Annotated in this window: 19 protein-coding genes; 6 read left to right on the top strand and 13 right to left on the bottom strand. The window is 61.5% G+C overall.

What is annotated here, in order from left to right:
* Positions 1 to 38 precede the first annotated feature (38 nt).
* From AC3WWH_RS19105 to AC3WWH_RS19090, 4 genes are read right to left on the bottom strand one after another with little or no spacing between them, the layout of a single operon-like run.
* Entirely contained in the window at positions 39 to 602 is a 564-nt protein-coding gene (locus tag AC3WWH_RS19105; protein ID WP_058322019.1) for a GNAT family N-acetyltransferase, read from the bottom strand.
* Positions 603 to 612: 10 nt separating this feature from the next.
* Entirely contained in the window at positions 613 to 1800 is a 1188-nt protein-coding gene (locus tag AC3WWH_RS19100; protein WP_058322018.1) for a M20 aminoacylase family protein, read from the bottom strand.
* 22 nt (positions 1801 to 1822) lie between these two features.
* Positions 1823 to 3172, bottom strand: a complete 1350-nt coding sequence (locus AC3WWH_RS19095; protein ID WP_113398458.1) for an LLM class flavin-dependent oxidoreductase — start codon at positions 3170 to 3172, stop codon at positions 1823 to 1825.
* Between the two features lie 21 nt (positions 3173 to 3193).
* The gene (locus tag AC3WWH_RS19090) at positions 3194 to 4189 is read right to left on the bottom strand and encodes an MsnO8 family LLM class oxidoreductase (protein WP_058322016.1); all 996 of its coding nucleotides are present in this window, start codon (positions 4187 to 4189) and stop codon (positions 3194 to 3196) included.
* A gap of 251 nt (positions 4190 to 4440) precedes the next feature.
* Between AC3WWH_RS19090 and AC3WWH_RS19085 the strand changes: the two genes are divergently transcribed.
* From AC3WWH_RS19085 to AC3WWH_RS19060, 6 genes are all read left to right on the top strand, one after another.
* Positions 4441 to 4878 carry a VOC family protein gene (locus tag AC3WWH_RS19085; protein WP_492377159.1) on the top strand — a complete coding sequence of 146 codons (438 nt, stop codon included), beginning with the start codon at positions 4441 to 4443 and terminating at the stop codon, positions 4876 to 4878.
* Between the two features lie 471 nt (positions 4879 to 5349).
* Positions 5350 to 5493, top strand: a complete 144-nt coding sequence (locus tag AC3WWH_RS19080; RefSeq protein WP_197417305.1) for a hypothetical protein — start codon at positions 5350 to 5352, stop codon at positions 5491 to 5493.
* A 507-nt stretch (positions 5494 to 6000) separates the two neighbouring features.
* Positions 6001 to 7041, top strand: coding sequence for a fatty acid desaturase (locus tag AC3WWH_RS19075; RefSeq protein WP_058322014.1), 1041 nt, complete (start codon positions 6001 to 6003; stop codon positions 7039 to 7041).
* Positions 7042 to 7256: 215 nt separating this feature from the next.
* Entirely contained in the window at positions 7257 to 8243 is a 987-nt protein-coding gene (nuoH, locus tag AC3WWH_RS19070) for an NADH-quinone oxidoreductase subunit NuoH (RefSeq protein WP_058322013.1), read from the top strand.
* A 132-nt stretch (positions 8244 to 8375) separates the two neighbouring features.
* Entirely contained in the window at positions 8376 to 8942 is a 567-nt protein-coding gene (locus AC3WWH_RS19065) for an NADH-quinone oxidoreductase subunit I (protein ID WP_058322070.1), read from the top strand.
* A gap of 41 nt (positions 8943 to 8983) precedes the next feature.
* On the top strand, positions 8984 to 9424 hold the full coding sequence (locus AC3WWH_RS19060) for a CBS domain-containing protein (protein WP_058322012.1): 441 nt from the start codon (positions 8984 to 8986) through the stop codon (positions 9422 to 9424).
* Between the two features lie 58 nt (positions 9425 to 9482).
* On the opposite strand, the gene nuoG is transcribed toward AC3WWH_RS19060, so the two are convergent.
* From nuoG to AC3WWH_RS19015, 9 genes are all read right to left on the bottom strand, one after another.
* Complete coding sequence (gene nuoG / locus AC3WWH_RS19055; protein WP_058322011.1) at positions 9483 to 12059, bottom strand: NADH-quinone oxidoreductase subunit NuoG; 2577 nt, start codon at positions 12057 to 12059, stop codon at positions 9483 to 9485.
* 28 nt (positions 12060 to 12087) lie between these two features.
* A complete protein-coding gene (gene nuoF / locus AC3WWH_RS19050; protein WP_058322010.1) occupies positions 12088 to 13353 on the bottom strand; it encodes an NADH-quinone oxidoreductase subunit NuoF in 1266 nt (421 codons plus the stop codon).
* A gap of 4 nt (positions 13354 to 13357) precedes the next feature.
* The gene (nuoE, locus tag AC3WWH_RS19045; RefSeq protein WP_058322009.1) at positions 13358 to 13870 is read right to left on the bottom strand and encodes an NADH-quinone oxidoreductase subunit NuoE; all 513 of its coding nucleotides are present in this window, start codon (positions 13868 to 13870) and stop codon (positions 13358 to 13360) included.
* 16 nt (positions 13871 to 13886) lie between these two features.
* Positions 13887 to 15101: an NADH dehydrogenase (quinone) subunit D gene (gene nuoD, locus AC3WWH_RS19040; RefSeq protein ID WP_058322008.1), complete on the bottom strand. Its 1215-nt coding sequence runs from the start codon at positions 15099 to 15101 to the stop codon at positions 13887 to 13889.
* Positions 15102 to 15193: 92 nt separating this feature from the next.
* Entirely contained in the window at positions 15194 to 15730 is a 537-nt protein-coding gene (locus tag AC3WWH_RS19035) for an NADH-quinone oxidoreductase subunit C (RefSeq protein WP_058322007.1), read from the bottom strand.
* Positions 15727 to 16230, bottom strand: a complete 504-nt coding sequence (locus AC3WWH_RS19030; protein WP_058322006.1) for a NuoB/complex I 20 kDa subunit family protein — start codon at positions 16228 to 16230, stop codon at positions 15727 to 15729. Before AC3WWH_RS19030 ends, AC3WWH_RS19035 begins: the two co-directional genes overlap by 4 nt.
* Complete coding sequence (locus tag AC3WWH_RS19025; protein WP_058322069.1) at positions 16218 to 16583, bottom strand: NADH-quinone oxidoreductase subunit A; 366 nt, start codon at positions 16581 to 16583, stop codon at positions 16218 to 16220. The genes AC3WWH_RS19030 and AC3WWH_RS19025 overlap by 13 nt, the downstream gene beginning before the upstream one ends.
* A 153-nt stretch (positions 16584 to 16736) precedes the next feature.
* Positions 16737 to 18176 (bottom strand): NADH-quinone oxidoreductase subunit N, encoded by a 1440-nt coding sequence (locus AC3WWH_RS19020; protein ID WP_058322005.1) that lies wholly within the window; start codon positions 18174 to 18176, stop codon positions 16737 to 16739.
* Positions 18173 to 19648: a complex I subunit 4 family protein gene (locus AC3WWH_RS19015; protein ID WP_058322004.1), complete on the bottom strand. Its 1476-nt coding sequence runs from the start codon at positions 19646 to 19648 to the stop codon at positions 18173 to 18175. Before AC3WWH_RS19015 ends, AC3WWH_RS19020 begins: the two co-directional genes overlap by 4 nt.
* Positions 19649 to 19651 lie beyond the last annotated feature (3 nt).

The following is a 19651-nucleotide window of genomic DNA, read 5'->3' as shown; positions in this document are numbered from 1 at the left end:
TTGGCGGCCGGGCTTGCGACCGGCGCGATCGCTCGGGGTCAGGCGTGGCTTGCGGCCTGGGGATGGGAGGGCGGCACTTCGCCGAGAAACGCAAGCGTCGTGACGAGGTGGGTGATGTCCTTCTCGAAGGGCAGAGTCTTGTAGACCTCCAGATCGGCATCGACGTCGAAGAGCGCGGTATAGCCGTTGGCGAGATAGAGGCCGACCGCTTCGGGTTGGCGAAATCCGGTCGTCAGATAGATGCGCGAATAGCCTTGCCGCGCCGCCTGTGCCTCGAGCTCATAGAGCACCTTGCGCGCCAGGCCTTGGCGCCGCAGATCGGAGCGGGTCCAGATGCGCTTGAACTCGGCGGTGTGGTCGTCATAGTACTTGAAGGCGCCGCCGCCGATGGTTTCGCCATTGCGGATCAGGAGCACGAAATTGCCGTGCGGCGGGGCGAAGGCCTCCGGCGGATAGCGGTTCATTTCCGCCGCCGCCCCTTCTTCGCTGAAGTCGTTGCCGTAGCGGCTGTCATATTCCACGATCAGTTCGTCGATCAGCGGCTTGGCGCGCGGGTCGAGGGGCGTGGTGTAGAGAAACGTGTCGCTCATGTCTTTCGCCATCCCATGGTCGTCATGCGAGAAAGGTTTCCACCAGCCGGACCCAGTAGCGGGCGGCGGGTGCGATGATCGCGTCGTTGAAATCGTATTGAGCGCTGTGAAGGGAGGCGCTGTCGCCGTTACCGACGAAGGCGTAGTTGCCCGCCTTCTCTTCCAGGAAGAACGCGAAGTCCTCGCTGGCGGTGCGCGGCTTGAAGTCGGCAATGACCGCTTCGGGGCCAAGGGCCTGCAGCGCGACGTTGTGGGCGAAATCCGTTTCGCGCCGGTGGTTGACGAGCGCCGGGAAGCCCAGCCTGTAGTCGACATTTGCGGTGGCGCCAAAGCTTTCGGCCTGCGCCCGTGCCAACGCCTGGACACGTTCGCCGAGCAGACGGCGAACCTCGCCATTGAAGGCACGCAAGGTCAGCCTCAGCGAGACGTTCTCGGGAATGACGTTTGATGCCTGGCCGCCATGAATGGAGCCGACTGTGACGACAGCCATGTCCTGCGGGTCGACATTGCGCGAAACGAGGCTCTGTAGGGCCGTGATCAGCGATGCCGTCGCCAGTACCGGATCAATCGTCAGATGCGGCTCGGCCCCATGACCGCCCTTGCCGACGACCGTGATATTTGCCTGATCGACGGAGGCCATGGCAGCGCCGGCGACGAAGCCGAAGCGTCCGGCGGGCACGCCCGGCCAATTGTGCAGGCCGAAGACCGCATCGACCGGGAACCGCTCGAACAGCCCTTCCGACAGCATCTTGCGGGCGCCGGCGCCGATTTCCTCAGCCGGCTGGAAGATCAGCCGCAGCGTGCCATCGAAACGGCCCTCGGCCGCCAGAAAGCGCGCGGCGGCGAGCAGGATCGCCGTGTGCCCGTCATGACCGCAGGCGTGCATGACGCCCGTGTGGCGGCTGGCATAGGCAAGCCCGGTCGCCTCCTCGATCGGCAGCGCATCCATGTCGGCGCGAAGACCGATCACCTTCTCGCGGCTTCCGCGCCGAACTGTTGCGACGATGCCCGTGCCGGCGATGCCGCGGCGGACCTCATAACCCCAGGAGGTAAGCAGATCGGCGACGAGGCCGCTGGTGCGCTTCTCCTGAAAGGCAAGCTCCGGATGCTGGTGCAGGTCATGGCGAATGGCGACGATCTCATCGAGAAAGGCGGCAAGGCCTCGCTCGACCGCGGCGGACCTCTGGGTGTCGGTGAGAATGAGGTTCATGTGCGCGCCTCCAGCGATAACATCAGGCTCCGACTGCCCTTCCCCGTTCGATATCCGGGGCCGGCGCGGCGTAGCGGCTCTCGCGGTAGGAGAGCCCGAGGTGGTCGCGCAGCGTTTCGCCTTCGAGCTCGCGCTTGAAGTAGCCGCGGCGCTCAAGCAGCGGCAGCACATGTTCGGCGAAATCGGCGAGCCCTTCGGCGATCACCGGGAAACCGAGAATGAAGCCGTCGGCGGCATCCTCTCCGATCCAGCGGATGATCTCGTCGGCGATATGCTCGGCCGTGCCGATGAAGGCGGTCCTTGGCGTTGCGACATCAAGCGCGATCTCGCGCAGGGTCGCCCCGGTCTCCCGCGCCGTCTTCTTGATGCGGTCGGTCGTTGCCCGGAAACTGTTCTTGCCGATGTCGCCGATGTCGGGGAACGGCGCGTCCAGGGGATAGGCGCTGAAGTCGTGGTGGTCGAAGAAGCGGCCGAGATAGAGAAGCGCCTCCTCGATCGTCACCAGATCGCGAATGGCACGGTACTTCGCCTCGGCTTCCTCGGCAGTCGCCCCCACGATTGGGCCGATACCCGGGAAGATGCCGATCTCCGCGGCGCGGCGCCCTTGAGCCACCGCACTTTGCTTGACCTGCTTGTAGAACGCTTTCGCATCCTCGATCGGGCCGCCATTGGTGAACACCGCGTCGGCATGTTTGCCGGCAAGGCGGATACCGGAATCCGAGGCTCCCGCCTGGAACACGACCGGCTGTCCCTGTCTGGAGCGTTCGATATTGAGCGGCCCCTCGATCCGGAAGAACCGCCCCTTGTGGTTGAGCCGGCGCAGCTTCGTCTTGTCCACATAGACGCCGGCTGCCCGATCGCGCACGAAGGCATCGTCGTCCCAACTGTCCCAGAGCCCCTTTATGGCGTCGAGATATTCGTCGGCGATTTCGTAGCGCAGCTCGTGCTCTGGATGCTCGCGCCCGTAGTTGCGGCCCGAACCTTCAAGCGGTGAGGTCACCGCATTCCAGCCGGCCCGGCCACCGCTTAAAAGATCGAGGGATGCGAACTGGCGAGCCACCGTGAACGGGTCGCTGTAGGAGGTCGAAACCGTGCCAACGAGACCGATCTTCGACGTCGAAGCTGCAAGGGCAGACAGGATCGTCAGCGGTTCAAAGCGATTGAGAAAATGCGGGATCGACTGCTCGTTGATGTAGAGGCCGTCGGCGACGAAGGCGAAGGCGATGCCGGCGGCTTCGGCCTTGCGCGCCGTTTCGACGAAAAAGCCGAAATTGACGCTGGCATCGGCCGGCCCGCTCGGGTGTTTCCAGGCATTCATGTGCCCGCCCGGCCCCTGCAGCATGATACCGAAAGTCACATTCTTCTTGGTCATGACAGTTCCTTCCCGGAATGATCAGGCGGCGAGAGACAGTCGTTCTCGTGCAATGAGTTCGATCGAGGCGAAGCGTTCGGCAGCAGCAACCGAGGGCGTGTCGATGATGAATTCCTGGACGCCGTAGCGACGATGCAAGTCGTCGAGCTCCCGGCGCACCTGCCGCGGCGTGCCGGTGAGCACGCTCGGCGTCTTTATCTCGACGCGGTAATCGGTGATGCCGGCCTGGCGGGCGTATTCGGCTGCCTGCTCCTCGCTGCCGACATTTACGCTCTGGCCGTTTGCAACCAGCACCTTGAAGATCTTCAGATCGGCAACGCGTTCGCGCGCCCGCTGCTCGCTTTCGGCCGCGAAAGCTGCGAGAGCGAGGAGCGGCCGCTCGCCCTTCGTTGCGCGATCATAGGCGTCGAAGGTTCTTTGCAGATTGTCCGGATCGCCGTTGAGATGGCCGGCAAAGACAAGCTTCCAGCCCTTTTCGGCAGCCAGCAGCGCGCTGTCGACGCTCGCTCCCAGGAGGAAACGTTCCGGCGCAGCAGGCGGCAGTGGCGTCGCCAACAGCTCCGAAGCCGCGTGGCCCTCCGCCAGGAAATAATGGTTGAGATCGGTTAGTTGCTCGGGGAAGCTCGGTCGCAATGCCGGGTCAACTCCGACCTGCAACGCTTTGGTGGAGAACGGAAAACCACCAGGTGCCTTGCCGACGCCGAGATCGACCCGGGATGGGGCGAGACTGGCGAGAAGATTGAAGGTCTCGGCGACCTTATAGGCACTATAGTGCTGCAACATGACGCCACCGGAACCGATGCGGATCTTCGACGTCTTCGCCAGGAGGTACGCGATCAAGGTTTCCGGCGCGGAGCTCGCGAGGCCGGCTATGTTATGGTGCTCCGCGACCCAGAAGCGATGGTAGCCCCACTCCTCCGCCTTCACGGCAAGGTTGGCCGTCGCATGCAGGGCGTGTGTCGGTGTGCCTCCGGGATCGACGGGACTCTTGTCGAGAAGGCTGAGCAGATAGGACATGGGTTCTGAGTTCCGGCATAGTTGACATCATAACGTCATTAAATACATAATTTTTATAGATTATAGGAATGACGTTCTCTTTCGCTGCCCAAAACAAGAAAAGTTGCCGCATTCGTTGACGTCCCGAGAGGCGCCTTTCTCCAATCGTGGATCGGACCCGGATGCCTGCCGATGTTCGGGGCGTCTCAAGCGTCCGTTGTTCGACGAGGCGACACCTTATAGATTGGAACGCCACCCTGGAGATTGGAAACATGGCGCTCAAGCGGATGGACAACGTAGGAATCGTCGTCGAAGACCTGGCAGCGGCGATTGATTTCTTTCGCGAACTCGGCCTCGAGCTCGAAGGCCAGGCAACGATCGAAGGAGAATGGGCCGGACGTGTCACCGGACTGGGTGATCAGCGTGTCGAGATTGCCATGATGCGCACACCGGACGGCCACAGCCGGCTCGAGCTCTCCCGCTTCCTCACGCCACCTGTGGTCGCAGATCACCGGAACGCCCCGGTCAACGCCCTGGGCTACCTCCGCGTCATGTTCGCCGTGGACGACATCGACGAGATGCTTAAAAGGCTATTCAAGCGCGGCGCGCAGCTCGTAGGCGAAGTAGTCCAGTATAAGGACGCGTATCGGCTCTGCTACATCCGTGGACCTGAAGGGCTTCTCATCGGACTAGCCCAAGAACTCAGCTGAGTGCAATACGAAGACAAGTGGTAAAGTGTGGCCAATGTCAGCGGGCGCGTCTTGGGCCGACCCGCCTGTTCAAAGAGAGAACAAGGGCCATTGCGTACGACCTTCAAATAGCACATGCTCTCATCTTCAGTAGCCATTTTCAGGGCGCTGCTGCTTCGGGGCGTTAGTGTCCTGGCCCCAACGAAAGGAGGACCGCGTGTCTTCCGAGCTTCACCTTCACAGTACCGCGCGTAATCTCGTCAACGTTAGCGGGTTTGGATACCGCGAACGCGGTCGGCTTCAGCAAATTTGTAAAGGTGAAACTACGGCCGCACTCCGTATCAAGCGGTTCAGTTCGGCAGCACGAGGCCCCAGGCTTTCCTGCCTCCGTGGCGGAACGTTCCGTCCTTGCTGAGTGGACACAAAGGCACGGTCATGTCGCAGCATTGAAATTCTGCAACCCATAATCAACCGAAAATCCAGGAGGATCAGATGGCCAAAGGCCAAGTAAGAAGCAATCGCGAAGTTCGAAAGCCGAAAAAGGACAAGTCCGTGGCACCGGCCGCCGCCGCCGCGCAGGGCAATCAGGTCAAGTTCGCCACGAGCGCGCCCAGCGTAGGCAAGAAGCAGAAATAGCGCTAGTGGAGCAGAGGCGACTTGCATGCCGCCTCTGCCACGGCTGATGACGCCAAGGGTTATCAGCTTATCGACGGCGAGCGGTGGGCAGCTTTGAATAGGGCGGTGGCTCATCTATGGAGCTTCCGTTTTCATCCGTTCGGCTACCTGATCCGGCCGGCACGCGCCGTGGCGATCCCGGATTTGCAAGCTTTTCGAACGCCGCCCTGCAGGAGATAATTGCGCTCAACGCTATTGCATTGCGCATCCACTTCGTAGGATACGTTCCGGCACGCAGCGCCCGAAGGTTCAATGCTGCCAAGTTATGGCACCCTCCCGCGACATTCACCTTGCCACCAGAAGCGCACCCATGACGATATTTTGACCGACGAGGCCGAGCGCGATCGCCGTTATACGGCGCGCATGGCTCGTCGGGCCCGACACTCTCCACCATTGCGCTTGAAACTCCGGCGCAAGCCATAGGCCTGGCAGGTTATTTGCGAGGCGAGGAAATACGGACCAGTTTTGATGAACACACATGTCTACTCACCGGCATCACTTGTAGAAAATGATGCCCGAGCGTGGTTGAAGATCCTCGCGAAATACCGTCAGCCCCGCATTGGGCGCAGCGCCTTGGAGCTTCTTGTCACAGTCGTGCCGTTCGCCGGCTTCTGGGCCATCGCCTATTTTGCCCTCGCGTATGGGTTCTGGTACGGGCTGATCGCAATCATTCCCGCCGCAGCCTTCCTCCTACGCCTTTTCATGATCCAGCACGATTGCGGCCACGGTTCGTTCTTCGCCCGTCGCGGCCCCGACGATTGGACGGGTCGTGTCATCGGTGTGCTTACGTTGACGCCATACGACTACTGGCGCCGGGCGCACGCTGCTCATCACGCCTCGGCCGGCAATCTGGACGAGCGGGGTACCGGCGACATCACCACGCTCACGGTCTCGGAATACCGTGCACTTTCACCCGTGAAACGCCTGGGCTATCGCTTGTACCGGCACCCGCTTGTGATGTTCGGCATCGGCCCTGCCTGGCTCTTTCTCCTTAAGCAGCGTGTGCCTTTCGGGATGATGAAGGGAGGTGCCCTGCCCTGGGTCTCCACCATGGCGACGAACGCTGCGATTCTGGTGTGCGCCGCCTTGGTGGCTTGGATGGTTGGGCTCCTGCCTTTCCTCTTGATCCACCTGCCGATCGTGCTCTTGGCGGGCGCCGCCGGCATCTGGCTCTTCTACGTGCAGCACCAGTTTGAGGAGACGCACTGGTCGGCCGGCGAGGATTGGCAGTTTCCCCAGGCAGCCCTCCACGGCGCATCCCACTATGACCTGCCGCTGGTGCTGAGATGGCTGACCGGCAATATCGGCATTCATCACGTGCATCACCTGTCGAGCAGGATCCCTTACTACAGATTGCCGGAAGTTCTGCGCGACCACCCCCAACTCGCGGATATCGGCCGTATCACTCTTTGGGAAAGCTTGCGCTGCGTCAGGCTCGTCCTGTGGGATGACGGACGCCAGAGACTCGTTTCATTCCGCGATGCTGCCAATAAGGCCATTCACCCTTAACAGTCGGGTTCCGGCTTCGTCTGGGTGTTGTTCACCCGCAAAGGATCCCGCGATGATCTCTGCATTCGCCGTCAAGCACAGAGCTGGAAGGAGCAGCTTGTCCACAGCAGCCGTTTCGTGAGAGAATCGAGAAATCGGAAGTACCGAAGCGCTCGACGGGTAAGCTCGGCCAAGTCCAGTCGTGTTTCAGCCTGTTGACAAGTTGGCCGCGGAACATGGACCTTCTCTTCGCTCTTGGCCTGATCGCCATCAAGATCGCGTTGCTGATCGCAATGCTGCTTCTGCTACCCTTGCCGCTGACCTGGCTGGAACGCAAAATTGCCGGCCATATGCAGCAGCGGATGGGTCCCATGCGCGTGGGGTGGCACGGGTTGTTGCAGCCCGTGGCGGACGGTATCAAGCTTCTGACGAAAGAAGACCACATCCCTGCAGAGGCTGACCGCTTCCTGTTTAAGCTGGCGCCGATCCTGGCGCTCGCTCCGCCCTTTGTCGTATTCGTCGCGATCCCCTTCGGGGAGACAGTTTCAGTGCTCAATGCCGAGATCACGCTCTACGTTTCGAACCTGAACGTGGCACTGCTTTTCGTCTTCGCGGTGATCGGGTTGGAGGTCTATGGCGTCATCTTCGGCGGCTGGGCCGCCAACAGCAAATACGCGGTTCTAGGCAGTCTCAGGACCTGCGCGCAGATGATCAGCTACGAAATCCCCATGGGTTTCGCGGTCATCGGCGTCGTCATGCTGGCACAGTCGATGAGCCTCGTGGACATCGTGCGCGCCCAGAGCGATCTCTGGAACATTGTCTATCAGCCGATCGGGTTCTTCGTGTTCTTCGTCGCGGGCTTGGCCGAAGCGCAGCGCATTCCCTTCGACCTGGCCGAGGCGGAAGGGGATCTCGGCGCCGGGTTCCACACCGAGTACAGCGGTATCCGCTTCGCGTTATTCATGGTCAGCGAATACGTCATCGTGCTCTTGGTATCGGTCCTCTCCGTCATCCTGTTTTTCGGCGGCTGGAACGGTATCCTACTTCCGCTGCCACCGCTTCTCTGGTTTGCGCTCAAGGTGGCATTCTTCATTTATGTTTTTATGTGGTTCCGCTTCACCCTACCCCGCTACCGCTATGACCAACTGATGGCGATCGGATGGAAGGTCTTGCTTCCTTTGTCGATGGCGAACATAATTATCACCGGTATTGCTTTCACTTAGGGGCCATGGCGGCTCCTCCGCGTGCGTTCCTGGATCGGTGTCGATCCGAGGAAGGTACGTGCAGCGATCGAAGGGACTACAGCGACCCTCCTGCGTCGCAATAGACGCACGCCGCTGTAGAACGGCGCGATGATGTCACGCGTAGTCGACAGAGCTGGAACATGGATCGGCTGGGCGCTTTTTGCCGATCTGCTAAGCGCCTTTACGCTGACCTTTGGCTATATGTTCTCCAAGCCGGTGACCATGCAGTATCCGGACAAGGAGAAATGGCTCCCCTACTCGCGCTATCGCGGGCATCACTTCCTGAAACGGGACGAAGAGGGCGAAATCAAATGCGTCGCGTGCGAACTTTGCGCTCGCATCTGCCCCTGCGATTGCATCGAAGTCGTTCCTTATGAGGACGAGAAGGGCAACCGCCACCCAGCAAAATTCGAGATCGACACGGCCCGGTGCCTGTTCTGCGGCCTGTGCGAGGACGCCTGCCCTGCGGACGCCATCGCACTTGGCCAGCAGTATGAGTTCTCGAGTTTCTCGTCACGTGACCTGGTGATCGGACGTGACGATCTGCTTGGCAAACCTGGAAAGGCAATGACCGGCGGTGGCGTCGTCACCGCACGCCTGAACACGGAACAGGACGTGCTGGTCGAGACGAGCGAGCCGCATGGCTATAACTGGTGGCGCAACATCCGGCGAACGTGAGGAGCAACGATCAAACCGGCGCGCGCAGATAGGAGGCTTAGATGCTTGTCGGTGAAATCGTGAAAGAGAAGGGCGCTGGAGTGATCGCGGTCGCTCCCGACCAGACGATGGTGGAGATCCTGCGGCTCTTTCGTGACAACAATATCGGCTTCGTGGTCGTCAGCCACGCGCCCGGAAGGTATCTGGGCACGCTGTCGGAACGGGACTGCTGCAACGCACTTGCGGAATACGGGCCCGAGGCGGCGCTGATGCCGGTCGCCGATATTATGAACCGCAACGTGGCGATTTGCTCGGCTGTCGACGGGCTACCCCTGGTGATGTCGATCATGACCCAGAGACGGACACGTCACGTGCTGGTCATCGAGGAGGAGGCCATTGTGGGCGTCGTCAGCATCGGCGATGTGGTCAAGCATCGGCTGGACGAAGCGCAGCGCACGGAGCGGCACCTGCACGAATACATTGCCGGGGCCGGTTACCACTGATGAGGTTTCGCGCCGGCCGAATGGCGAGAATGGAGGGAACAGTGCCTCGCGCCCAACCTCACGCTCCACGCCAGATCCGATTCGTACCCTTGATTTCGTGGGCGGCTTGCGCCTTTTGAACCTGGACCGGACACGGGTATTCACCCCGCTGCAGCAGGCTGTTGAGGCGCAGAGACCGATAGTTTTCTGGAATGAAGACGAGGCCCTTGGGAAACGGTTTCTCGACCTTGAGTTGCGCCGTTAGTTCGCCACGGGTTGAACGAACGATAACCTGATCACCATCCGCAAGGCCAAGCTGCGCAGCATCCTCAGCGCTCGTCGCGACATAGGGGTCGTTGGCGACCGTATTCAGAATCTCCGAGCGCTCCGAAAGATAGCCATTGTGGAACAAACAGTTGCCAGTGACGAGCATGAGCCCGTCGCTCGCCCGCGAAACAGCCGGCGGTGCATAGAAGGCGCCCGAGGGTGGCGTCGGGCTCGCCTTGGTGAAGGCACCGTCGGCGCCAAGCCCGGCCCAAGTCAACGCCTGATAGGCCGGAAGCAGCCGGGCGATCTCATCGAAAATCTCGACGTGCGTCAAATGCTGCAATGCTTGGCCGCGCAGTGCTGCGACAAAATCGAAGATAGCGAGATTGCCCCGCGCCTCGAAGACCGGTTCCCGGAACTTGCGGACCTGCTGGATGCGACCTTCGTTGTTGGTAAAGCTGCCGTGCTCTTCACCGTAGCCCGCCGCTGGCAAAACGACCTCGGCCAGTGCGGCCGTCTCCGTAAGGAAACTGTCCTGCACGATCAGCAGATCAGCGGCGCCAAGGGCCCGCGCCACGAACTCCCTGTCCGGATAGGCGATCAGGGGGTCGGTTCCGACAAGATAGAGGGCGCCCATCTGCCCAGCGACGCACAGATCCAGCATCGCGTCGAGATCAGAACCAGGCTCGTGAGGGATTTCGGTGCCCCAGTTCCGGGCAAGAGCGCTGCGCACCGTATCGTTGGCGACTGCCTGCAGGCCCGGGAAGGCGCCCGCCAAAGCCCCCATATCCCACGCGCCCATCTGGTTGGCGCGGTCGAAAAGGATCTGCAATGCTGGGGTCTTGCCGAGGAGGCGGAGCAGTTGCAAGAGGTTGTTGAGCTGGTGCAACACCACCCGCGCTTCGGACGATCTCAGGAGGTCGACACCGACGAGCACGGTGACGGTGTCGCCTTCGTTGAGCGCGGCGGCCAGGCGATCCGATCCGTCGCTGCCAATGCGAGCTGCCGGGCCGCCGATCGTTGCCCCGATCTCTGCAAGAACGTCACCCGACAGTTTCTCGCCGGCTGCCACCGCAAGTGCAGCGACGACGGACGCAAGGCTCGTTGCCTCGCCACCGGGCGGTATGCGAACCACAGCCTCCGCATCGGCGTCGAGACGGGACGGCCGCGTTGTGAGCATGAGCAGTCGGGTGCCGCGCCGCCGGGCGGCATCCCGCAGCAGATATTCCGTAATCGGGTTCTCCTCGGTCACGTTGCCACCGATGACAAGCACGCGGTCGACACCGATCACCTCCTGCAGCGGCGCACGCGTGTAGCTCGCCATCAGAGGGGCGAGTGCATCGAAGGGCGTAGACCAGCGCGACGAGCAGTCGATGTTGCTGGTCCGGAAGACCGTACGCATGAGCTTCTGGAACTGATAGAGCACCTCATTGGGCAGGCGCGGCGAGACAACTCCGCCAGAAGCCTTGCTTTCGACCGCCGCCAGCCGCCGGCGCAGATAGTCTCCTGCTTCGTCCCAGGAAACCGGAACCAGCGCGCCATCGCGGCGGATCATTGGTCGTTTGATCCGGTCGTGGCCTTCGATGAAGTCAAGGCCGAACCGGCCGCGTGCGCATAGCGTTTCGCGGTTGACGCCGTGCTCCTCCTTGGAGCGAACCCGCATGAACTCGCCCTTGCGCGCGCCGACCGTCAGCTGACATCCGGTGCCGCAATGCGGGCAAATCGTGTCGACCTCGGCGAGATCCCAGGGCCGCGCCTTGTAGCGATAGGGAAAACTCATCAGCGCGCCGACCGGGCAGACTTCGATGCAGTTGCCGCATTGGTCGCAACTGGCGAGACTGCCCTCGAAGCCGGTGACGGCCGTATCCATGCCCTTCTCGACGGTGCCGAGGGCGACCGCGCCGACGACCTCCTCACACATCCGCACGCAGCGCTGGCACTGGATACAGCGGTTGACGTTCATGATGACGACGGGACTGAGGCGAATATCGCGAGAATGGAAGACGCGCTTGGGATCGTGAAAGCGGCTTCTCCCCGGACCATAGGCCATCACCATGTCCTGAAGCTCGCATTCGCCACCCTTGTCGCAGATCGGACAGTCGAGCGGGTGGTTGGCGAGCAGCATGTCCAGCATGGAAGAACGCGTTTCATCAATCAGCGGCGTGTCTGTTCGCACGACCATGCCTTCAGTGACAGCTGTGGCGCAGGACGGCTGTAGCCGACGCAACCCCTCAATCTCGATGAGACACATGCGGCAGGAGGCAAGCGGCGGCAGGCGCTTCAGGTAGCAGAAGGTCGGAATTTCGATGCCCAATCGCTGGGCGGCCTGCAACACAGTCGAGCCGGCCTCGACTTCCAGTGTTTGCCCATTGATCGTAACGCTAACCATGGCCTACTCGCCCGCGCTAGAGCGCTCCTCAGTGGAACGGACACTTCCGCTCCTCGATATGGGCGACGAACTCCTCGCGGAAATGCGCCAGCGAGGCCCGCAATCCCATCGCCGCGCCGTCACCCAAAGCACAAAACGTATTGCCGAAAATGCCCTTGCAGAGCATATCCAGTTGCTCCATGTCGCCGGGGGCGCCCTCGCCCGCTTCGATCCGGCGCAGCACTTTCACCACCCAGTTCAGCCCCTCGCGGCAGGGTGTGCACTTGCCACAGGACTCGTGGTGAAAGAACTCGATGATGCGGGTGGCGACCTTGACCATGCAGGTCGTGTCGTCGACGACGATCACCCCGGCCGAGCCCAGCATCGTGCCGGCGGCAGCAAGCGAGTCAAAGTCCATCCCGACGTCCAGGCCAGGCTCAGGGATCACCGGCGCGGAAACACCACCTGGGATCACCGCCTTGATCTTGCGACCGGCCGGCGGCCCGCCGGCATGGTCCTCGATGAGTTCGCGAAGCGGAATTCCCATCGGCAGTTCGTAAAGCCCGGGTTTGCGCACCTGCCCGCTGACGCAATAGAGCTTCGGTCCGGGGCTCTTCTCCGGTCCGATGCTGCGGAACCAATCGGCGCCCCGAGCCATGATATGCGGCACGCAGACCAGCGTCTCGACATTGTTGATGACAGTCGGGCTGGCATAGAGCCCGGCAACCGCCGGGAAAGGCGGCTTCAGGCGCGGCTGCGCCCTCTTGCCCTCCAGCGAGTCGAGCATCGCGGTCTCCTCGCCACAGATATAGGCACCCGCGCCGCAATGGACGTGCACGACGAAATTGAAATCCGAGCCCAGTATCCGGGTTCCGAGATACCCTTTGGCCTTGGCCTCCGCGATCGCCTGTTCCAGCCTTCGGATCGCCAGCACATACTCTCCGCGAATATAGACATAGGCGACCTCAGCCCCGATCGCGTAGGCACTGATCGCCATGCCCTCGATCAGCTGGTGCGGGTCGCGCTCCATGACGATACGGTCCTTGAAGGTGCCGGGCTCCCCTTCGTCGGCGTTGCAGCAGAGATATTTCGGCTTGTCGGGCCGCTTCGGCACGAAACTCCACTTCATGCCGGTCGGGAACCCGGCTCCGCCACGGCCGCGCAGGTTCGATCTCTTGACGAGATCGATGATCTCGTCGGGCGTGTATTCCTTGAGAGCTTTGGCAAGTGCGCGATAACCGCCGCAGGCCTCATAGGTGGAGAGGAGATGTCCATCCGGCACGTGCACGTTCTTCAGAAGAACCGGTTCGTACATGGCGCTATTCCCCCGGTGGTTCGGCGGCAGCGAGATCGGCGCCGGTCGTCTCGGGCACCGTCGCGCGCAGCCGGGCGAGGAGCGCATCGATCCGCTCGATGTCGAGATTGCCGTGATAGTCGTCGCCGACCTGCAGCACCGGGGCCATCTCGCAGGCGCCGAGGCATTCGACGGTCGACAACGTGAACAGCCCATCGGGGGTCGTGCCGCCCTTCTTGATCCTAAGGACCTTCTCCAGATGCGTCAGCAGCTCCTCGGATCGCCGCAGCATGCACGATACGTTGTCGCAGAGCTGTAGATGGAACGTCCCCACCGGCTCGGTATGGAAAAGCGTATAGAAGGTCGCCAGCTCGTAGACCCAGATCCGCTCGACACCAAGGATTTCGGCGACCTCTTCCAGCACCGGCCCGGGCAGATGGCCATGTTCCCTTTGCGCGATCAGAAGCGCGGGCATGATCGCCGAGCGCTGGTCGGGGTACCGCGCCGCCGCCTGTTCGATCTTTTCGCGCATCGTCATCACGTCCAAATCCCTGCTACTTGTCCACCTCTGCCATCACAGGATCGAGGCTGCCGAGCACGGCGATCATGTCCGCCAGATAGCGAGCGTTCGTCACTCCGAAGACCGCCTGGAGGTTGACGAACGAGGGTGCCCTGACCTTCATGCGAAACGGTTTCGGCGACCCGTCGCTGATGATGTAGAAGCCCAGCTCACCCTTGGGTGCCTCGATTGCCGAATAGACCTCCCCCTTCGGCACGTTGAAGCCATAGGCCGACAGGTCGAAATGCTGGATCAACGCCTCCATCGAACAATGCACGCGCTCCTTGTCGACGGGGAAGGCGATCGTCGGCATGTCGACCTGGAACGGCCCCTCGGGCATCTGGTCGATGCATTGTTCGATGATCCGCATGCTTTCGCGCATCTCGTCGACCCGGCACCGCCAACGCGCATAACAATCGCCCTCGGTGCGGGTGATGACATTGAAATCGAGCCGGTCGTAGATCTCGTAAGGCTCGTCACGGCGGATGTCCCAATCGACGCCGGAAGCCCGCAGGTTCGGACCGCTGAGGCCCAGATCAATGGCGTCCTCGGCAGAGATGACGCCGATGCCCTGGGTGCGTTTCAGGAACACCCGGTTGTCTTCGAGCAACCGCTCATAGTCGCGGATCCGGTTCGGGAAGATGTCGCAGAACTCCCGGATCTTCGGGAAAAATCCATCAGGAAGGTCCTCGCGCACGCCACCAACCCGGCAGAAGGAAGTGTGCATGCGCGCACCGGTGATCATTTCCATGAGATCCATGATCATTTCACGCTCGCGCATGACGTAAAGCAGCGCGGTCATGGCGCCAAGATCCATCGGCAGCGCGCCGGTGATCAGCAGATGACCGGAGATGCGCGCGAGTTCCGCCATCATCACGCGGATATATTGCGCCCGGATTGGTGCCTCGATGCCAAGGAGCTTCTCCACCGCGAGCGCGAAGGCCAGGTTGTTCGAAGGTGGGCAGAGATAGTCGAGCCGGTCGGTCAGCGGGAAGATCTGCGTATAGGTGAAACTTTCCGCCAGTTTTTCGGTGCCGCGATGCAGGTAGCCGATATGTGGGTCCACCCGCTTGACATATTCGCCGTCCAGTTCGAGGACGAGCCGAAGGACCCCATGGGTGCTGGGGTGCTGGGGCCCGAGGTTGAGAAGCACTTCCTTGCTGTTGAGCGCTTCGCCTTCTGGCCGCGTGAGCTCGGTGACTTCGGTCATCTCAACTCTCCGGCGTCGATAGGTCTCCGTAGTTCATAATGATTTCGGATCGGTCCCAGCGGAAAACCGCCCGCACCAGTCCTTTTCCCTCCCTATGGAATCTCCCGTGTGGCGAGGTCTGGCTGTGTCGGCGGTGGACCTTCGGCACCAAACGGGTTCAGCTTGTCCTTATAACCCCTGAGCGGGAAATCCTTTCGCTGAGGAAAGCCCTCGAAGCCCTCCCACATGTAGATCCGGCGCAAATCGGAATGCCCCTGGAACCGGATGCCATACATGTCCCAGGCTTCGCGCTCATGCCAGTTGGCGGTGCGCCAAACCGAGGTGACCGAGGGGACCTCGGGCGGGTCGCCAAGCCGACACTTGATGCGGACCCGCCAGCGGTTGGGCAGCGAATAGAGATGGTACACCGCCTCGAAGCGCGGCGTTTCGGGATAGTGGTCGACGCCGCAGATGTCGGAAAGGAAATTGAACCTGAGCTCCGGATCGTTTTTCAGGAACCGGCAGAACTCGACGATCTTTTCGGGCGGAACCACAAAGACATCGATGCCATGTGCAGTGCCGAGATCCTCGATCGTTTCCCCGAAGCGCTCCAGGATCGGAGCGCGATTGAGAGACGGCTCGACGCTCATGATACAGCAGCCCGATCGAGAGGCGTTCCGGCCAGTGCGCGGGACCTCTTGATCTTTTCTTGCAGCAGCAGGAAGCCGTGCATCAGCGCCTCGGGGCGCGGTGGGCAACCGGGGACGTGCACGTCAACCGGAACGAAGGTTTCAGACCCTTGCACCACGGCATAGGTGTTGTAGACGCCGCCCGATATGGCGCAGGTACCCATGGCGATCACCCAGCGCGGCTCCGGCATCTGGTCGTAGAGCCGGCGCACGACGGGCGCGAACTTCCGGGTCACGGTGCCGGCGATGATCATTACATCGGACTGCCGCGGCGAAGGGCGGAACACCACGCCGAACCGGTCGAGGTCGTAGCGCGCGCAACCGGCCGAGATCATTTCGATGGCACAGCAGGCGATACCGAAGGTCTCGGGCCACAAGGCCGACCTTCGGCTCCAATTGATGACGCTCTCGGCCGTGGTGAACAGCACGCTGTCCTGGATCGTGTTTCCTACTCCTCCCATTCCAGCGCTCCCTTCAGCCAGGCGTAGGCGAAGCCCACGAGAAGCAGGACGATGAAGACGAACATCTCAAGATAGCCGACGATACCGATCTCTTTGAGGACGACCGCCCAGGGAAAGAGAAACATCGCCTCGACATCGAAGACGACCAGGAGGATCGCGAGGATGAAGAACTGCACCCTGAAGCGCCCCCCAGCGGCTTCGCCTGCTGGGTCCATGCCGCATTCATAGGGCATGTTCTTTTCGGGATAAGGATTGGACGGCCGCAAGAGCGAGGAAACAAAAAGCGTCGCCCCCACCACCAGAACAATTCCGGCGATCATGAAAAGAACCGGGAGGAATTCCGCTGCAGACATATTGCGCAGCCCGGTCACCCATCGGGGACGTTGCTCAAGCCGCGATCGGCTCCTTCGGGCCGGTAACGCGGTCGCCCCGGGAAGCGACTAAGGGCATTCCTTTCCTAAACCGCTAGTTTATTCCGTCGCATAGGCCAATGCAAATCCGATCGCTCAGCCGCCAAAGGCCGACTGCTGAGCGAGCTTCAGAAACCACGCAGGAAACAGTCCGATGCCGACCGTGCCGGCGGCGGTGACGGCAAGTGCGGCGCCGACCAGAGGCGTCAGCGCCGGCTCGAACACCCGTTCCGGCTCGCGCATGAACATCACCATGACGATGCGGATGTAGAAATAGGCGGCAACAGCGCTCAAGAGCACTGCGATCACGGCCAGCAGGACAAAACCACGCTCGACGAGCGCGACCAGCACGTAGAACTTGGCAAAAAAACCGGCCGTTGGCGGAATGCCCGCTAACGAAAACAGATAGAGCAACATCAGTAGAGCCAGCCCCGGATGCAGCTTGGCGAAACCCGCATAATCCTCGATGACCTCGCCCGAGAAATTGCCATTTCGCATCATGATGACGGCGCCGAAGATGCCTAGATTCATGAAGGTGTAGATCAAGAGGTAGAGCATCACACTGGCGACCCCGTCGGCACCGCCGGCCACGATGCCGAAAATGGCAAAGCCGGCATGGGCGATGCTGGAATAGGCGAGCAGACGCTTGAAATTATCCTGCACCAGCGCCACGAAACTGCCGAGCGCCATCGTCACCACCGCGATTACGGCTAATATGATCCAGACGTTGGAGCCTGCGACCAACGGGTTGAGGAACACCCTGAGGATCACCGCGAAGCCCGCCGCCTTCGGCCCGACAGACATGAAGGCGGTTATCGTTGTCGGTGCACCCTCGTAGACATCCGGCACCCACATGTGGAACGGCACCGCGCCAATCTTGAAGACCAGTCCGGCGACAATGAAGACCACCGCCAAAAGCAAGCCCGGATCGAGCGGACCACCGGTGACTGCCGCCGCCATGCGGTCCAGTTGCGTCGTGCCGGTGAGGCCGTAGACCAGCGAGACGCCGTAAAGGAAAATCCCGGTCGAAACCGCGCCGAGGATCACATATTTCAGTGCCGCCTCGTTTGACCGTTGCTCACGCCGCAGGAAGCCGGTCAGCACGTAGGTGCAGAGCACCATCAGTTCGAGACCGACATAGATCGAGAGAAGGTCGGTTGCCGAGGCCATGATCATCATGCCGGAAAGCGCAAGGAGCAGCAGGACGTAGTATTCGCTGCCGCCGATCCCTTCGATATCGGCATAGTTGCGCGAGAGCAGGAACGTCAGGACGATCGCCAGGTAAAACAGGGACTTGAAGAAGACAGAGAACGGGTCGGCGACGAACATGCCTGCATAGGCCGGCTGCGCTCCACCCGACAGTGTGAATGTCCCCAGGGCGGCAAGCAGCACGACTGCGACCGAGGCCCAGACAAGGACAGCGTCCCGTCCCTTCGGCACGAACTGTCCGGCGATCAGCAGGATGCAGGCCCCCGTAACCACGATGATTTCGGGCAGGCTCGCGAGGATCGACGGAAGGAGCGCTACCGCGGTCATGGGCCGTTCCCCTTGTCGTGCACCTGCTGCAAGAGATGCGTGACCGAGCTATCGATGATGGCGAGAAAGGGCTTTGGGTAGAGCCCGACCCAAAACACGAAAACGGCGAGCGGCAGGATCGCCGCCATCTCGCGGCCGTTGACATCGCGGACCTTGAAGCGCGTACCGACACTCGCCGGACCAAGCGCGACCTTCCGGTACATGCCGAGCAGATAGGCTGCGCCCAGCAATGCGCCCAAAACTGAGACCGCGCCGAGGGCAAGGTTGGCCGCAAACCCGCCCGACAGCACCAGCAACTCACCCACGAACGCGTTCGTTCCCGGCAGCGCCATCGAGGACAGCACGAACAGCGCCAGAAACCCGGTGTAGACAGGCGCGACCTTCATCAAGCCGCCATAGTCGGCGATGCTGCGGGTGTGGGTCCGCTCGTAGATCAGGCCGACGAACAGAAACAGGGCGCCGGTCGTCACGCCATGATTGAACATCTGCAGGATGCTGCCTTGAAGGCCAAGCGGGTTGAGGGCAAATATCCCAAGCGTCACGAAACCCATATGGCTGATGCTGGAATAGGCCACCAGCTTCTTCAGGTCGTCTTGCGCCAGCGCCAGCAGGCCGCCATAGACGATCGCGAGCGCCGAAAGCGCCAACATCAGGGTCGAATAATGGACCGAGGCCTCCGGCAGCATCGGCAGCGAGAACCTCAGGAACCCATAGGCGCCCATCTTCAGGAGCACGCCGGCAAGGATGATGCTGCCTGCCGTTGGAGCCTGCACATGGGCGTCCGGCAGCCAGGTATGGAGCGGGACCATCGGCACCTTGACCGCGAATGCGACAAGGAAGGCAAAGAACAGCCAGGACTGAACCTCGAACGGCAGGTCGAGTTCCATCAAAGCAAGGATGTCGAAGGTTCTGCCGCCCTCGAAATACAGCACGATGATGCCGATCAGGAACAGGAGGCTGCCCGCCAGGGTGTAAAGGAAGAACTTGAACGCCGCATAGACCCGGCCGTCGCCACCCCAGATACCGATGATCAGATACATCGGGATCAGCATCGCCTCCCAGCAGACGTAGAACAGAAACAGGTCGAGGGCCGAGAACACACCCAACATCAGGGCCTGCATGGTGAGCAGGCTGATCATGAACTGCTTCACCTTGCGGTCGATGGCGATCCATGAGGCGAGCACCGAGATCCAGCCCAACAGCGCGGTGAGGAACACGAAAAGCGCGCTGATTCCGTCGACACCGAGCGCAAAGGTAATGCCGAGCGCCGGCACCCACGGGCGCTTCTCGACGAACTGCATCTCGGAGGTCCCGGTGTCAAAACCGGCGAGCATCGCGATGGCGAGTGCCAAGTCGAGCACGGTGAAGCCGAGCGCCGCCCACCGCACGAGATCGTCGCTGCGCAGGAACATCACGACCGCTGCCCCGGCGGCAGGTACGAAGACGATGAGGCTGAGCAGCGGGAACGCCATCAC

Source organism: Ensifer sp. EB106-03-01-XG145 (genome assembly GCF_058792075.1).
This window is presented reverse-complemented; position numbering and strand designations above follow the sequence as displayed.

Bases quoted from the DNA above. Each gene is read 5' to 3' on its own strand.
- nuoD (WP_058322008.1), bottom strand. From the start codon at position 15,101: ATGACCGAAGTCACCGAGCTCACGCGGCCAGAAGGCGAAGCGCTCAAC.
- AC3WWH_RS19035 (WP_058322007.1), bottom strand. From the start codon at position 15,730: ATGAGCGTCGAGCCGTCTCTCAATCGCGCTCCGATCCTGGAGCGCTTC.
- nuoH (WP_058322013.1), top strand. From the start codon at position 7,257: ATGGACCTTCTCTTCGCTCTTGGCCTGATCGCCATCAAGATCGCGTTG.
- AC3WWH_RS19065 (WP_058322070.1), top strand. From the start codon at position 8,376: ATGTCACGCGTAGTCGACAGAGCTGGAACATGGATCGGCTGGGCGCTT.
- AC3WWH_RS19025 (WP_058322069.1), bottom strand. From the start codon at position 16,583: ATGTCTGCAGCGGAATTCCTCCCGGTTCTTTTCATGATCGCCGGAATT.
- nuoE (WP_058322009.1), bottom strand. From the start codon at position 13,870: ATGACGATGCGCGAAAAGATCGAACAGGCGGCGGCGCGGTACCCCGAC.
- AC3WWH_RS19085 (WP_492377159.1), top strand. From the start codon at position 4,441: ATGGCGCTCAAGCGGATGGACAACGTAGGAATCGTCGTCGAAGACCTG.
- nuoF (WP_058322010.1), bottom strand. From the start codon at position 13,353: ATGTACGAACCGGTTCTTCTGAAGAACGTGCACGTGCCGGATGGACAT.
- AC3WWH_RS19060 (WP_058322012.1), top strand. From the start codon at position 8,984: ATGCTTGTCGGTGAAATCGTGAAAGAGAAGGGCGCTGGAGTGATCGCG.
- AC3WWH_RS19015 (WP_058322004.1), bottom strand. From the start codon at position 19,648: ATGGCGTTCCCGCTGCTCAGCCTCATCGTCTTCGTACCTGCCGCCGGG.
- nuoG (WP_058322011.1), bottom strand. From the start codon at position 12,059: ATGGTTAGCGTTACGATCAATGGGCAAACACTGGAAGTCGAGGCCGGC.
- AC3WWH_RS19020 (WP_058322005.1), bottom strand. From the start codon at position 18,176: ATGACCGCGGTAGCGCTCCTTCCGTCGATCCTCGCGAGCCTGCCCGAA.
- AC3WWH_RS19080 (WP_197417305.1), top strand. From the start codon at position 5,350: ATGGCCAAAGGCCAAGTAAGAAGCAATCGCGAAGTTCGAAAGCCGAAA.
- AC3WWH_RS19100 (WP_058322018.1), bottom strand. From the start codon at position 1,800: ATGAACCTCATTCTCACCGACACCCAGAGGTCCGCCGCGGTCGAGCGA.
- AC3WWH_RS19095 (WP_113398458.1), bottom strand. From the start codon at position 3,172: ATGACCAAGAAGAATGTGACTTTCGGTATCATGCTGCAGGGGCCGGGC.
- AC3WWH_RS19030 (WP_058322006.1), bottom strand. From the start codon at position 16,230: ATGGGAGGAGTAGGAAACACGATCCAGGACAGCGTGCTGTTCACCACG.
- AC3WWH_RS19105 (WP_058322019.1), bottom strand. From the start codon at position 602: ATGGCGAAAGACATGAGCGACACGTTTCTCTACACCACGCCCCTCGAC.
- AC3WWH_RS19075 (WP_058322014.1), top strand. From the start codon at position 6,001: ATGAACACACATGTCTACTCACCGGCATCACTTGTAGAAAATGATGCC.
- AC3WWH_RS19090 (WP_058322016.1), bottom strand. From the start codon at position 4,189: ATGTCCTATCTGCTCAGCCTTCTCGACAAGAGTCCCGTCGATCCCGGA.